We start from the raw sequence: 13,579 nt of genomic DNA on the forward strand, positions 1-13,579 counted from the left end.
ACCACCCTATGGCTAACGCGTTCGTCGCGGCGTTCGAGATCCTGAGCTTCGGCGCGATCATCGTCCTGATCGTGCTGGGGCTCGGGATCATCGCCAGCATGATGGGCATCTTCAACTTCGCGCAGGGCGAGTTCGTCCTGCTCGGGGCCTACATCACCTATCTCGCCTACGCCAAGGGCCTGCCGATCTGGGCCGGCATGGTCGCGGCGCCCTTCGTCGTCGGCGCGCTCGGCTTCGTGCTGGAGGCGCTGATCATCCGCAGATTCTACGCCGCGCCGATCGTGGCGATGCTCGGCACCTACGCGCTCGGCCTGATCATCCGCGAATCCGTGCGCGGGCTGATCGGCGGCTTTTATCTCACCGTGCCCGAGCCGATCGGCGGCTCGATCGACATCGGCGCCATGCACATCTCGGCCTGGCGCTTCACCATCATCGTCATCACGCTGCTGGTGATGGCCGGCTGCTATCTGCTGCTGTCACGCACCAACTTTGGTCTGCGGATGCGCGCCACGCTGGAGAATCCATCGCTGGCGCGAGCCTCGGGCATTTCCACGCCGCTGATGTACGGCGCCACCTTCGCGTTCGGCTCCGGGCTCGCCGGTCTCGCCGGCGCGCTGATCGTTCCCGTGTTTAGCCTCTACGCTGATTTGGGCCTGCGTTTCCTGATCCAGGGCTTCGTCGCGGTGATGGTCGGGGGCGTCGGCTCCTTCATCGGACCGGTCGCGGGCGCGGGTGTCATCGGCACGCTCAGCGCTGCGCTGCCCTGGGTGATGGCGCCCGTCGTCGCCGACGTGCTCGTCTTCGTCCTTGCCATCGTCTTCATCAAATTCCGCCCGCAGGGCCTCATCGCTGGAAAAGGGGTTTAGTCATGTTCGATCGCACTCAGCTCTCACGCCGCCGCTTCCTCTCCAATCTCGCCTTCGCCTCCGGCGCGGTCGCAACCGGGGTCGGCAGCTGGGTGATCCCCGCGCCCTGGGCCAATGCCGCCGAAGCTCCGATCAAGGTCGGCATCGCGACCGATCTCACCGGCCCGATCGCCTATGCCGGCAACGCCGACGCCAACGTCGCGAAAATGGTGATCAAGGAGATCAACGCCGCCGGCGGCCTGCTCGGCCGTCCGCTCGAGCTCTACATCGAGGACACCGCCTCCAACGAATCCGTCGCCGTCGGCAATGTCCGCAAGCTGATCCAGCGCGACAAGGTCGACATGGTGCTCGGCGGCATCACCTCCTCGATGCGCAACGCGATCAAGGACCCGATCGTGGCGCGCGGCAAGACGCTCTACATCTATCCGCAGCTCTACGAGGGCAAGGAGTGCACGCCCTATCTGTTCTGCACCGGGCCGACGCCGGCGCAGCAATGCGACGAATTCATCCCCTGGTTGATCAAGAACGGCGGCAAGAAGTTCGCGTTGCCCAGCGCCAATTATGTCTGGCCGCACACACTCAACGTCTATGCCCGCAAGGTGATCGAAGCGAACGGCGGCGAGGTCGTGTTCGAGGAATACTACCCGCTCGACCAGGTCGATTTCTCCGCGACCGTCAACCGCATCATCTCCAACAAGGTCGACGTGGTCTTCAACACCGTCATTCCGCCGGGCGTCGGCCCGTTCTTCAAGCAGCTCTATGAAGCGGGCTTCCTCAAGAACGGCGGGCGGCTCGCCTGCGTCTACTATGACGAGAACACGCTCAACATCAATCAGGCCGCGGAGATCGAGGGACTCGCCAGCTGCCTCGACTATTTCAAGGTCTTGACCAAGGAGAATCCGTTCGACGCCAAAATCCAGGCGGCCTACGAGAAGGATTTTCCGGGCAACTTCCTGTTCGCCGCCGGCAGCGCCGCCACCGGCACCTATCGAGGCCTGAAACTGTGGGAAGCCGCGGTGAAGGAGGCTGGCAAGATCGACCGCGAGTCGGTCGCCGCCGCGCTCGACCATGCCAAGATCGCCGAAGGTCCGGGCGGGCCTGCCGAGATGGTGCCGGGCAAGCGCCACTGCAAGATGAAGATGTACACCGCGGTCGCCAAGGGCGGAAACTACGAGATCGTCGGGCGCAGCAACGGCCTCGTCGATCCCAAGGAATGCTGATTTGGAATGCTGAAGTCGATGGGCGCAGTGAAACAGGCGATCCCCGCCGAGATCGGGGGGGAGGCGGACGTCGCCATGGATAGCGGCGGGACGACGGAACGAGCGTCGGCGCGAAAAGTGCTGCCGATCGTGGAGGGCGTCGTGCTGGTCGCGGCGTTGCTCGCGCCGCTGGTGCTGCAGGACTATCTCACGGTGTTCGCAACGCGCGTGATCATCCTCGCGCTGTTCGCGCTGTCGTTCGATCTGGTCTGGGGCTATGCCGGCATCATGAGCTTCGGCCAGGCCCTGTTCTTCGGCTCGGCCGGTTACGGCGTGGCGCTGCTCGCGCGCGACTTGGATATCACCAACATCTTCCTGGTGCTGCCGGCGGGCACCATCATCGGCCTCACCTTCGCGCTGCTGCTCGGCGGCTTCCTGCTGCTGGGGCGGCATCCTTCCAGCGTGATCTTCGTCTCGCTCGGCACGCTGACGGGCTCCTACGCCGCTGATCGCCTGGCGCGCGGCTGGTATTATCTCGGCGGCCAGAATGGCATCCCCTCGATCGCGCCGATGTCGCTCGGGACTTACGAGTTCACGGAGGGGCCGGCGTTCTATTATCTCGTCCTCGGCATCCTCGTCGTGGTCTACCTGCTCTGCCGCTTCCTGGTGCGCTCGCAATTCGGCCTCGCGCTCGCCGGCCTGCGCGAGAACGAGCAGCGCATCGCCTTCTTCGGCTACAAGGCGCAGCACCTGAAGGCGATCATCTTCACCATCGGCGGCGGCGTTGCCGGGCTCGCCGGCAGCCTCTACGCCTTCCACGAAGGCTTCGTCTGGCCCAACATGGTCGGCGTCGTCGTCTCGACGCAAGTGGTGCTCTACGTGCTGTTCGGCGGCTCCGGCACGCTGATCGGCGCCGTCATCGGGGCCGTCATCGTCGAGGGCGTCAGCTTCTGGCTCTCGGACAATTATCGCGATATCTGGCCGATCATTCTGGGCTTGCTGCTGCTGCTCGTCATCCTGTTCCGCCCTCTCGGCCTGATCAGCTTCGTGCTCGGCGAGCGCGAGCGGGTCGGCAGCTTCGGCGCCAGGGCCAAAGAAAACCTCAAGGAGAACGTCAAGGAGAATCGCGATGCTCCTTGAAGCCGCCGGCATCACGAAAATCTTCGGCAAGCTCACCGCGCTCGACGGCGCCGCGCTCACCGTCGGTGCCAACGAGTTCCACGGCCTGATCGGCCCGAACGGCTCCGGCAAGAGCACGCTGATGAAGTGCATCGCCGGCGCCGAGGTGCCGACGCAAGGCAAGGTCTCGTTCGTCAACACCGACATCACCGCCTTCACGCCGACCGAGCGCGCCCGCGCCGGCATGAGCCTGAAATTCCAGATCACATCCGTGCTGCCGTCGCTGACGCTGTATGATAACATCCTGCTTGCGCTGCAGGCGCAGTCCTCGCTGGTCGACCTCGTGTTCTCGCGCACGAGAGGCGCGCTGCACGATCAGGTCATGACCATGCTGACGCAGTTCCGCCTCGCGAATCGCGCCTTCGAGGCCGCAGCGGCGCTGTCGCACGGCCAGCAGCAATGGCTGGAGATCGCGATGGCGCTCGCCGGCAGGCCGAAACTGCTGCTGCTCGACGAGCCGACCGGCGGCATGAGCCTGGAGGAGCGCCGCGTCACCGGCGAGCTGCTGCAGCCGATCAAGCAGCATTGCTCGCTCGTCATCGTCGAGCACGACCTCGATTTCATCCGCGACATCTGCGATCGCCTCACCGTGCTCGACCAGGGCAAGGTGCTGGCGTCAGGCACGGTGTCCGAGATCCAGGCCAACAAGGCCGTTCAGGAGATTTATCTGCGCCGTGCCTGAATTTTTGGACATTAGACATCTCGATGCCGGCTATGGCCGCAGCCAGGTGCTGTTCGACGTCACCCTCGGCATTCCCTGGCGCGGCGGCGTCGCCGTGCTCGGCCGCAACGGTGCCGGCAAGACCACGCTGATGAAGACCATTGTCGGCGAATTGCCGGCGTGGAAGGGCGAGGTCGCCTTCGACGGCCGCGACATCAGTCGCCGCGCCACCCAGGAGCGCGTGCGCGCCGGCATCGGCTACGTGCCGCAGGAGCATTCGGTGTTCGCGCGCCTGTCGGTGCGCGACAATCTCGCCGTCGGCTCGCTCGCCAGCAAGAAGGCTGACGCGGTCGACCAGGTGCTGACCATCTTCCCGAAGCTCGGCCAGCGCCTCGACCAGCCCGCCGGCACGCTCTCCGGCGGCGAACGCAAGATGCTGGCGATCGGCCGCGCCATGCTGGGCGACCCAAAGCTGCTGCTGCTGGACGAGCCGACCGAAGGCGTCTGGATCGGCGTCATCGAGGAGATCACCGAGCGCCTGATCGAGCTCGCCAAGACAATCGCCGTCATCATCGTCGAGCAGCACCTCGACCTCGCCTTGCGCGTCGCCGACTACGCCTACGTGCTCGACCGCGGCCGCGTCGCGCTGCAGGGAGAGGCGGGCGCGGTGCGGGGCAATCCGGAACTGATGCGGTATCTGGCGCCGTAGGCGACGCTGCTTGACACCGCCCGTTCTGCAGCGAGCACTCTGGCTGCCCCGTCATCCTGAGGGGCGAGCAGCGCGGTGCACGAGCACCGCGTAGCGAGCCTCGAAGGATGAACGGCCGCGCGGCCAGCCGGGCCGTCGCCCTTCGAGGGCCGCTGAAGAAGCGGCCACCTCAGGGTGACGGTGAGATATGGTCGCGTGGGCTCGACTTCACCGCAATTCGCCGACGTCAGCCAGAAGCCTGGTCACGGTCTTATCATCTTCAACTGTCAAACAGCCCACATGACATCGCGATCCCGCAGCGCTCCAGCGCCCGGGTTTTGCTTCGCTTCTGGCGCCCTTCGAATCGGAAGGGCGCAGGGAAGGCCGGGTACCGGCTGGCACCCGAGAGCCCCTGTGCAATGATGCGTGGATAGACGCTCACAGGGGAGACACAGGTGCAGCCCGATAACCGGCCTTCCCTGCGCAGTGGGTTGACGGCTTATGTCGCGCTCTCCCCGGGGAGCGATGCACTCTTGCCCCCGTCGCCTCGCAGATCGCTGATGTGCGCAACCCGGTCGGGCCCGCACACCACCGCGGAGACTTGACGCCAGCCTGCGGGCGCCAGGACCACACGATTTTGCCGTACGCGGCCGGCCTGTCGTACCGCGCCCGCTGATCGCTCACGGGGAGACCCCGCCCTGCGACCGCATCTGGCGCCAACACCGCCCGCGTCCACCGCAACTCACCCCACGAACCGTGACGATCGCGACCCGCCCCTTCCGGCAGGATGAGATGGCGAGGGAGTATAGGGTGTGTCGCGGTTCGGGTAAAGAGAATTATTTTTATCCGAAGTGGCGATTGAATGGATCGTCATTCGGACTGCGCACCCTGCTGATGCCGTCATCCTTGTAAGTCTCGAATCGCTGAGGTGCGAGCAGCGCGGTGCATAAGCACCGCGTAGCGAGCCTCGAAGGAACGGCCGAGCTGCCAGCCGGGCTGTCGCCCTTGGAGGGCCGCTGAAGAAGCCGCCACCTCCAGCGACAACGGCTTTGCCGTTGCGCGGGGGTGACGGTGAGATGTTGTCGATCGTGAAAGACAGGAGCGCGGCGTCGCCCGCCTACTTCATCGCCCCGAAGCGGCTGTCGAACGAGTTCGACGAGATCACCGGCGCGGCGCCCATGATCTGCGTCGCTTCAGTCGCACCATCCGCCACCGACGGCTTCAGGGCCGGGCGCGTTGCGGCGAGGCGGGTGTCGGGCTGCTTTGCCGGCTCGGCGGGCTTGGCGGCCACGGTCGCAGCCGGCTTCGGCGCATCCTTCGCGGCATCCTTGGACTTGTCATGCCCCGGCACGAAGCGGGTCACGGCGGCCTTGAGCCGCGACGCGGCGGTCGGCGGCGTCGTGGTGGCCGGGGCCACGGATGCGGTGGCTTGCGGCGGCGGGGTGGTGGCGGTGGTGTCGGATGAGCCCATGCCCATCTTGCGGCCGAGATTGGAGAAGAAGCCGCCGGACTTTTCAGCCGGCGCGGCCGTGGCGACGCGGGCACTGGTCGCGGGTGCGCTGACGGCGACGACCGGCTCTTCCTGCGGCGCAGGCGCGGACGCCACGCTGTCGAGGTTCGGCTTGGGCGGATTGACGTGGCCAGGGATCGTGCCCGGCGCCTTGGCCATCGCCAGCATCTGCAGCGTGGTGCCTTCGGCGCCTTCGGACAGGCCGGTCGAGCCTTCCGGAATCTTCGCGGCAAAGATCTTGTTCATGCCGCCGTCGATGCCGGTGTTCATGCGCGCCACCGGCGTGCCCTTGGCGACCAGCCTCGCGTATTCCGCCTCGTCCTTGGCTTGCTTGCCCCGCACGGCGGCGACGACGTCCTCGGGAATCACATAGGCCGGGCACTTTGCCGAGGCGTCGAACACCGGATCGCGCTTTGCGTCCGCGGGCTTCGCCGCGTCGAAGACGTACTTCTTCTCGCAGAAATCGACCTTCGGCTCCTGCCGCGTCACCTCGAAATGATCATAGCCTTCCTTGATCATCTTCCAGAACGGCATGTTCGGATTGTTCCGGTGCTTGGCCATGTTCACCGGCGTCATCTTGAACGGATAGGCCTGCAGCTGGAACGCCTTCTGGCCGCCGAAGAAGGATTCGCGGCCGAGCGAATAGATCTCTGCGATCTGCTCGTCGGTCATCGCGTAACAGCCGCGCGAAGAACAGTCGCCATGCACCATCAGCTGCGAGCCGGTGCGGCCCAGCGCCTTGTCGAACGCGTTCGGATAGCCGGTGTTGAACGAGAGGTAATAGGCCGATTGCGGATTCATCTGGCTCGGGTTGATCGAGTAGAATCCCTCGGGCGCCTGGCGGTCACCTTCGCGCACCTTCGGACCTAAGTCGCCCGACCAGCGGCAGATCGGATAGGTCTTGAGCAGCGCGAACTGGCCGTTGCGGGCCTGCTTCCAGACCTCGAGCTCGGCCTCCTGCTTGAACAGGCGGACCAGGATCGGCGATTGCAGGTCCATGTCCTTCTCGACCATCGCGGCGAGCAGCTTCGGTGGCACCGGCTGATTGGCCTTGGCATTGGTCGCGAGCGAGACCTGGTCGGTATCGCAGCCGGCCAGCAGAACACTGGCCGTCATCAGCGCAACCGAAGCCAAGAGCGCGCGAGCAAGCGAACGAGAAATCAAGATGGACCCCACACCGTGCCGGGCAGAGAGCGCGAACCCCAATTCTGATGGAGCATGATCCGACCGGAGAACCGGACCCGTCGTGACGGGCTTTTTCAGCTCACGCCCCAGCGCTTATGCCCTGAAGCCATTGATTAAAATTCTAACCTCTGGGTCATGTGGTCGCAACCCGAGCGGGGATCACGAGCCCGTTGGCCCATCGGCATGGTCAACGAAGACTGAATGGACGCGACTTTGGGCGTTACTTGGGCTTTTTGGGCCCACCGGGACTCAGATCGCTGATTTGGGCAAAAAAAGGGTTAACGGGCGGTTACCGGGGGGTCTTCACCTCCCCCGCTTGCGGGGGCAGGCCGGGAGGGGGCTCGCGCCGCATTGGGAGTGTCGCCCGTGGAGATACCCCCACCCCAACCCTCCCCCGCAAGCGGGAGAGGGAGCGCACCGCCCCTACGGCACCGAATCCCGCCGAATCAGCCCAGTTTCCGGCCGATATCGAGGAATTTCTGCCGGCGCTGCTTTCGGATGGCATCCCCATCCAGGCCGCGCAGCTCGTCGAAGGCCTTGGCGATGGCATCGCCGGTGGTGGCGATCATGGCGGCGGGGTCGCGGTGGGCGCCGCCGACCGGCTCCTTCAGGATGCTGTCGATCACCCCGAAGCGGAGCATGTCCTGGGCGGTGATCTTCATGTTGTTGGCGGCTTCCTGGGCCTTGGTGCCGTCGCGCCAGAGGATCGAGGACGCCGCTTCCGGCGAGATCACGCTGTAGATCGCGTGCTCCAGCATCAGCACCTTGTTGGCGGTGGTAATCGCAATCGCGCCGCCCGACATGCCCTCGCCAGTGATGATGGCGACGTTCGGTACCGTCAGCGCCATGCAGGCATCGGTCGAGCGCGCGATCGCTTCGGCTTGTCCCCGCTCCTCGGCGCCGATGCCGGGATAGGCGCCGGCGGAATCGGCGAGCGACAGCACCGGCAGGCCGAACCGCTCGGCCATCTCCATCAGCCGCACGCATTTGCGATAGCCTTCGGGGCGCGCCATGCCGAAATTGTGCTTGATGCGGCTCTCGGTGGAATCGCCCTTTTCCTGGCCCATCACGCAAATCGCTTCGCCGCGGAAACGGCCGAAGCCGGCGACCAGCGCCTCGTCCTCGCCGAACTTGCGGTCACCGGCGAGCGGGGTGAATTCGGTGATCAGACCCTTGATGAAATCGTTGAAATGCGGCCGCTGCGGATGCCGCGCGACCAGCGTCTTCTGCCACGGCGTCAGGTTCTGATAGAGGTCGGCCAGCGCCTGCGCCGCCTTGTCCTCGATCCGCCCGATCTCATCGGAGATGTCGGTACCGGAGGCCGCCAGCGTCCTGAGCTCGTCGACCTTGGAGTCGAGCTCGGCGACCGGCTTTTCGAAGTCGAGATAGCTGCGCATCTGGTCTTGCATCAACTCAATATAGGGAGGACGGGGCGAGGCGGCGAAGCGGATTTAGACCGAGGATAAGAAGTGTAGCTTCTTCAATGAGTTGACCTGTGCGTTGCGAGCGGGCCCGTCAAATCATGCGAAGGCACCGGCTCTTTCTGCGGAGATGTGGCCGAAGTCAAGGCGGTTTCATGGGGTGCCCGTAGCCCGGATGGAGCGAAGCGCAATCCGGGAAGGTCTGTCCGCGGGGCGAGAACCCCGGATTTCGCTGCGCTCCATCCGGGCTACGGCGACAACTACTTCTCCGCCAGGGGATGCAGGTCGCGCACCAGGCTCTTCAGCCGCTCCTCCACCACATGGGTGTAGATCTGCGTCGTCGAGATGTCGGTGTGGCCGAGCAGGGTCTGCACGATGCGCAGATCGGCACCATTGTGCAGGAGATGGCTGGCAAAGGCATGGCGCAGCACGTGCGGGGAGACCAGCCGCGCCTGAAGGCCCGAGGCGACCGCGAGCTCCTTGAGGTCGCGGGCAAAATGCTGGCGCGTCAGATGTCCGCTCTCGCCAAACGAGGGGAACAGCCACTTGGAGGCGGCGAGGCTGTCTTTCTTCTTCTCCGTCTTCGCAGCTTCCGTCGCGGCGAGATAATCCGCCATCGCCTGGCGGGAGGCCTCGTTGAGCGGCACCAGGCGCTCCTTGTTGCCCTTGCCGCGCACCACGATCATGCGGGCATCGCGCTTGGCCGCCGAGCGCGGCAGCGCCACCAGCTCGGAGACGCGCAGGCCGGTGGCGTAGAGCACCTCGAGCAGGCAATACAGCCGCAAGGCGCGCAGCCGCTTCGACGGCGAGGCATCCTGCGCCTCGCTCAATTCCTTGGCGCGGCGGAGCATGCGGTCGACATCGGAGATCGACAGCACCTTCGGCAGGCCGCGGCCGCGCTTGGGACCGGACAGGATCGCGGCGGGATCCTCAGCTCGGATGCGTTCGTTCAGCAGGAAGCGATAGAGATGCCGCATCGCCGACAGCCGGCGCGCGACGCTGGTGGATTTGAAGCCGCGGGCATCGAGATCGGCGAGGTAGTCGCGCAAATTTTGCGTCTCGGCGTCGGCAAAGCTGTGGCCGACGCGGCCCAAAAATTCCGAGAAATCGGTGAGGTCTCGGCGATAGGCGTCGAGCGTATTGGGCCCGGCGCCCTGTTCCGCCGCGAGCATGTCGAGGAACAGGCCGGTGAGCTTGGCATCTGAGGGCGGGTTGCGCATGCCCGGGAGGCTAGCTCCTATTTCTTGAGAAACTTGTCCGGCGGGATCGTCACCGTCATTTCCCGCGACTTGGGACTGACGAAATTGGCCAGTGCGAAGACCACGCCATAGACGATGCCGGCGATCACGGCGACGACCGTCAGGAAGCGGAACAGGCTGGGCATCGTTCTGGGGTCTCTGCAGGGACTTTGGCGTTCAGGGACTTGGTTAGGGTCTCGGCGGGCAAATTAACCAATGAAATCATCCAACATGTTCGCCGTTTCGTGGCAAGAGTCCACTGGCGAGGCCCCCTGCGGGGTCGTATAGGTGGCCAAAGCATGCCGCCTTGGGCGGCAGATCGAGCGAGATCCAATCGAGCAAGACATGTCCGACGCCGCGTTGCCGATACCAGCTTCGCCCGAAGCCGACATCCTGTCGGCGCTCGGGGCGCGCTCGATCGTGCTCGTCGGTATGATGGGGGTGGGCAAATCCACCATCGGCCGCCGCATGGCGAGCAGGCTCAAGCTGCCCTTCGTCGACGCCGACACCGAGATCGAGACCTCGGCCCAGATGAGCATCCCGGAGATCTTCGAGCGCCACGGCGAGCCGTATTTCCGTGACGGCGAAGCGCGGGTCATCGCGCGGCTGCTCGACAGCGGTCCGGTGGTGCTGGCGACCGGCGGAGGCGCCTTCATGCGCGAGGAGACCCGTGCGCGCATTGCGGCGAAGGCGGTTTCGATCTGGCTCAAGGCGGACCACGACGTCATCATGCGCCGGGTGCGGCGCCGTGCCGACCGCCCGCTGCTCCGGACCGCCGACCCCGAGGGAACCGTGACGCGCCTCCTCACCGAGCGCGAGCCGGTCTACAGCCATGCCGATCTCACCATCGCCTCGCGCGACGTGCCGCACGACAAGATCGTCGAGGAGACCATCGAGGCGCTGCGCGCGCATCTCTGTGGTGAGCAAGCCACCCAACCACCTGCCGACGTTGCGAGTGCCATACGATGACTGCGCCGTTGAAACATTCCGACCCTGTCAACGTCGAGGTCGCGCTGGGGAATCGCGCCTATGACATCGTCATCGGCCGCGGGGTGCTGTCCTCGCTCGGCGAACGGGTCGCCGCCTTGCGTCCCGGCGTGCGTACCGCGATCGTGACGGATCGCACGGTGGCCAAGCACTGGCTCGAGCCCACCGAGGCCTCGCTCGCCGCCAGCGGCATCCCAACCTCGCGCATCGTTGTCGAGGAAGGCGAGATCTCCAAGACCTATGCCGGCCTCGAAAAGGTCAGCGAAGCCCTGATCGCCGCGAAGATCGAGCGCAACGACCTCGTCATCGCGCTCGGCGGCGGGGTGGTCGGCGATCTCGCCGGCTTTGCCGCGGCGATCCTGCGCCGCGGTGTCGATTTCGTGCAGGTGCCGACCTCGCTGCTGGCGCAGGTCGATTCCAGCGTCGGCGGCAAGACCGGCATCAACTCGCCGCAGGGCAAGAATTTGCTCGGCGCGTTCCACCAGCCGGTGCTGGTGGTCGCCGACACCGCCGTGCTCGACACGCTGTCGCCGCGGCAGTTCCGCGCCGGCTATGCCGAGGTCGCCAAATACGGCGTGCTCGGTGACGAGGCCTTCTTCACCTGGCTGGAGAAGAACCATTCCGACATCTTCAAGGGCGGCTCGGCGCGCGAGCACGCGATCGCGACCTCCTGCCGCGCCAAGGCGGGCGTCGTCTCGCGCGACGAGCGCGAGACCGGCGAGCGCGCTCTGCTCAATCTCGGCCACACCTTTGGCCACGCGCTGGAAGCTGCGACCGGCTTCTCAGACCGCCTGTTCCACGGCGAAGGCGTTGCCATCGGCATGACGCTGGCGGCGCAGCTCTCGGCCAAGCTCGGCATGATCGGCGAGCAGGACGGGGCGCGCGTCGAGCGGCATCTGATCGAAGCCGGCCTGCCGACGCGCCTGCAGGACATCGCCGGCTTCGCCCAGGAGGGGCTTGCCGATGCCGACGCGCTGATGGCGCTGATGGCTCAGGACAAGAAGGTCACGCGCGGCAAGCTCACCTTCATCCTGCTGGAGGCCGTCGGGCGCGCGGTGATCGCGAAGGATGTCGAGCCGGCCCCGGTGCGGGACTTCCTGAAGTCGAAATTATCGCAGTGATGGCGGCATCGTCTGGATCGGCCGCCCGCAATGAGGCGCGGATGATCAAGGCGGTCGCGAGGCAAACATGAGTTCGATCTCGATCAATCTGCTGCTTGCGTTTCTCCTGCTCGCCGCCAACGCGTTTTACGTGGCAGCCGAGTTTGCGCTCGTGAAGAGCCGCGGCTTCCGCGTCAAGGCCATGGTCGAGCAGAACCGCTTCGGCGCGCGCCTGTTGCAGACCATGATGGGAAACATCGAATCCTATCTGGCCTGCTGCCAGCTCGGCATCACCATGGCCTCGCTCGGTCTTGGCTGGATCGGCGAGCCGACCGTGTCTGCGCTGCTGAGCCCGATCCTCCAGCCGCTCGGACTATCGGAGGCCACGCTGCACTTCACCTCGTTCGTGGCGGGGTTCCTGGTTTTCTCCTCCCTGCACATCATCATCGGCGAGCAGGTGCCGAAGACGCTTGCAATCAGGGAGCCGATGCCGGTGTCGCAGTGGATCGCCTATCCGCTTTATGCCTCCTACCTCGTGTTCTATCCGCTGAGCTGGTGTCTCAACACGGCGTCAGGCGCGATCCTGCGTCTGATCGGCGTCCAGGAGTTTTCGCAGCACGAGATCCTGACGGATTCCGAGATCGAGGGCCTGGTCGAGGAATCCGCGGTGCACGGCAAGATCGAGAGCGGCGAGGCCGAATACATTCACAACGTCTTCCGCCTCGGCGAGCTCACCGTGTCCGACGTGATGGTTCACCGCACCGCCATGGTGATGATCAATGCCGACCTGCCGCCGGAAGAGCTGGTGCGGGAGGTGCTGGCCACCGAATACACCCGCATTCCGCTGTGGCGCGACAAGTCGGAGAACATCATCGGCATCCTGCACGCCAAGGATCTGTTGCGGGCCATCCGCGTCTCGGAAGGTGATACCTCGCGCATCGACGTCACCACCATCATGCTGCCGCCCTGGTTCGTGCCGGAAATGCGGCCAATATCCCAGCAGCTCAAGGCGTTCCGCCGCCGCAAGACCCATTTCGCGCTCGTCGTCGACGAGTATGGCGAGGTTGAAGGCCTCGTGACGCTGGAAGACATTCTGGAGGAGATCGTCGGCGATATCTCCGACGAGCACGACGTGGTGGTCGCCGGCGTAAGGCGCCAGCCCGACGGCTCCGTCGTGGTCGACGGCTCGGTGCCGATCCGCGATCTCAACCGTGCGCTGGACTGGCATCTGCCCGACGAAGAGGCAACGACGGTTGCCGGCCTCGTCATTCACGAGGCGCGCTCGATCCCCGACCGCGGCCAGAGCTTCACGTTCCACGGCTTCCGCTTCCGCGTCCTGCGCCGCGAGCGCAACCGCATCACCGCGCTCCGTATTTCACCGGTAGCTCGCGAGGCGGAGCTGGAAGAAGCCAAGCCGAGACGGGCGGGGACGTCGTTTTGATTTCTCTTACCCTCCCCCTCCAGGGCAGGGCTATCGCATATGGCTGAGGGTGGCCAAGAGGAATGCGTTGTCCCAGCCAGCGCGCTTGATTTTACGCCGGAGGG

The 13,579-nt window shown here is 65.4% G+C and carries 12 protein-coding genes; 8 read left to right on the top strand and 4 right to left on the bottom strand.

The features are described from left to right. Positions 1 to 8: 8 nt before the first annotated feature. The 5 genes from GGD62_RS36505 to GGD62_RS36525 are packed head-to-tail and all read left to right on the top strand — an operon-like array spanning position 9 to position 4,614. Positions 9 to 866, top strand: a complete 858-nt coding sequence (locus tag GGD62_RS36505; RefSeq protein WP_018320560.1) for a branched-chain amino acid ABC transporter permease — start codon at positions 9 to 11, stop codon at positions 864 to 866. A gap of 2 nt (positions 867 to 868) precedes the next feature. Further along, positions 869 to 2,086, top strand: a complete 1,218-nt coding sequence (locus tag GGD62_RS36510; RefSeq protein WP_018320561.1) for a substrate-binding protein — start codon at positions 869 to 871, stop codon at positions 2,084 to 2,086. A 6-nt stretch (positions 2,087 to 2,092) separates the two neighbouring features. Next, positions 2,093 to 3,205, top strand: a complete 1,113-nt coding sequence (locus GGD62_RS36515; protein ID WP_183713294.1) for a branched-chain amino acid ABC transporter permease — start codon at positions 2,093 to 2,095, stop codon at positions 3,203 to 3,205. Then, positions 3,195 to 3,926 (top strand): ABC transporter ATP-binding protein, encoded by a 732-nt coding sequence (locus tag GGD62_RS36520; RefSeq protein ID WP_183713296.1) that lies wholly within the window; start codon positions 3,195 to 3,197, stop codon positions 3,924 to 3,926. The genes GGD62_RS36515 and GGD62_RS36520 overlap by 11 nt, the downstream gene beginning before the upstream one ends. Then, positions 3,919 to 4,614 carry an ABC transporter ATP-binding protein gene (locus GGD62_RS36525; RefSeq protein WP_183237833.1) on the top strand — a complete coding sequence of 232 codons (696 nt, stop codon included), beginning with the start codon at positions 3,919 to 3,921 and terminating at the stop codon, positions 4,612 to 4,614. The genes GGD62_RS36520 and GGD62_RS36525 overlap by 8 nt, the downstream gene beginning before the upstream one ends. 1,096 nt (positions 4,615 to 5,710) lie before the next feature. Here the strand turns inward: GGD62_RS36525 and GGD62_RS36530 are convergent. The 4 genes from GGD62_RS36530 to GGD62_RS36545 all read right to left on the bottom strand — a co-directional run bounded on the left by GGD62_RS36530 (position 5,711) and on the right by GGD62_RS36545 (position 10,093). Next, complete coding sequence (locus GGD62_RS36530) at positions 5,711 to 7,219, bottom strand: murein L,D-transpeptidase family protein (RefSeq protein WP_183713299.1); 1,509 nt, start codon at positions 7,217 to 7,219, stop codon at positions 5,711 to 5,713. 515 nt (positions 7,220 to 7,734) lie between these two features. Further along, positions 7,735 to 8,697, bottom strand: coding sequence for an acetyl-CoA carboxylase carboxyltransferase subunit alpha (locus GGD62_RS36535; protein ID WP_018320570.1), 963 nt, complete (start codon positions 8,695 to 8,697; stop codon positions 7,735 to 7,737). A 272-nt stretch (positions 8,698 to 8,969) separates the two neighbouring features. After that, on the bottom strand, positions 8,970 to 9,929 hold the full coding sequence (xerD, locus tag GGD62_RS36540) for a site-specific tyrosine recombinase XerD (RefSeq protein WP_018320571.1): 960 nt from the start codon (positions 9,927 to 9,929) through the stop codon (positions 8,970 to 8,972). 17 nt (positions 9,930 to 9,946) lie between these two features. After that, positions 9,947 to 10,093, bottom strand: coding sequence for a hypothetical protein (locus GGD62_RS36545; protein WP_014439243.1), 147 nt, complete (start codon positions 10,091 to 10,093; stop codon positions 9,947 to 9,949). Between the two features lie 199 nt (positions 10,094 to 10,292). Here GGD62_RS36545 and GGD62_RS36550 point away from each other — a divergent pair, with 199 nt between their 5' ends. From GGD62_RS36550 to GGD62_RS36560, 3 genes are all read left to right on the top strand, one after another. Next, positions 10,293 to 10,916: a shikimate kinase gene (locus GGD62_RS36550; RefSeq protein WP_018320572.1), complete on the top strand. Its 624-nt coding sequence runs from the start codon at positions 10,293 to 10,295 to the stop codon at positions 10,914 to 10,916. Beyond that, positions 10,913 to 12,055 (top strand): 3-dehydroquinate synthase, encoded by a 1,143-nt coding sequence (gene aroB, locus GGD62_RS36555; protein ID WP_183713302.1) that lies wholly within the window; start codon positions 10,913 to 10,915, stop codon positions 12,053 to 12,055. The genes GGD62_RS36550 and aroB overlap by 4 nt, the downstream gene beginning before the upstream one ends. A 67-nt stretch (positions 12,056 to 12,122) precedes the next feature. Continuing rightward, positions 12,123 to 13,475, top strand: a complete 1,353-nt coding sequence (locus GGD62_RS36560; RefSeq protein ID WP_183713305.1) for a hemolysin family protein — start codon at positions 12,123 to 12,125, stop codon at positions 13,473 to 13,475. The last annotated feature ends 104 nt before the right edge of the window (positions 13,476 to 13,579 follow it).

Source organism: Bradyrhizobium sp. ERR14 (genome assembly GCF_014198235.1).
In the GTDB taxonomy this organism is placed as follows: domain Bacteria; phylum Pseudomonadota; class Alphaproteobacteria; order Rhizobiales; family Xanthobacteraceae; genus Bradyrhizobium.

Excerpts from the sequence above, each read along its gene's own strand:
- aroB (WP_183713302.1), top strand. The coding sequence starts at position 10,913 with ATGACTGCGCCGTTGAAACATTCCGACCCTGTCAACGTCGAGGTCGCG.
- xerD (WP_018320571.1), bottom strand. The coding sequence starts at position 9,929 with ATGCGCAACCCGCCCTCAGATGCCAAGCTCACCGGCCTGTTCCTCGAC.
- GGD62_RS36535 (WP_018320570.1), bottom strand. The coding sequence starts at position 8,697 with ATGCAAGACCAGATGCGCAGCTATCTCGACTTCGAAAAGCCGGTCGCC.
- GGD62_RS36560 (WP_183713305.1), top strand. The coding sequence starts at position 12,123 with ATGAGTTCGATCTCGATCAATCTGCTGCTTGCGTTTCTCCTGCTCGCC.
- GGD62_RS36550 (WP_018320572.1), top strand. The coding sequence starts at position 10,293 with ATGTCCGACGCCGCGTTGCCGATACCAGCTTCGCCCGAAGCCGACATC.
- GGD62_RS36505 (WP_018320560.1), top strand. The coding sequence starts at position 9 with ATGGCTAACGCGTTCGTCGCGGCGTTCGAGATCCTGAGCTTCGGCGCG.
- GGD62_RS36515 (WP_183713294.1), top strand. The coding sequence starts at position 2,093 with ATGCTGAAGTCGATGGGCGCAGTGAAACAGGCGATCCCCGCCGAGATC.
- GGD62_RS36520 (WP_183713296.1), top strand. The coding sequence starts at position 3,195 with ATGCTCCTTGAAGCCGCCGGCATCACGAAAATCTTCGGCAAGCTCACC.
- GGD62_RS36530 (WP_183713299.1), bottom strand. The coding sequence starts at position 7,219 with ATGACGGCCAGTGTTCTGCTGGCCGGCTGCGATACCGACCAGGTCTCG.
- GGD62_RS36545 (WP_014439243.1), bottom strand. The coding sequence starts at position 10,093 with ATGCCCAGCCTGTTCCGCTTCCTGACGGTCGTCGCCGTGATCGCCGGC.
- GGD62_RS36510 (WP_018320561.1), top strand. The coding sequence starts at position 869 with ATGTTCGATCGCACTCAGCTCTCACGCCGCCGCTTCCTCTCCAATCTC.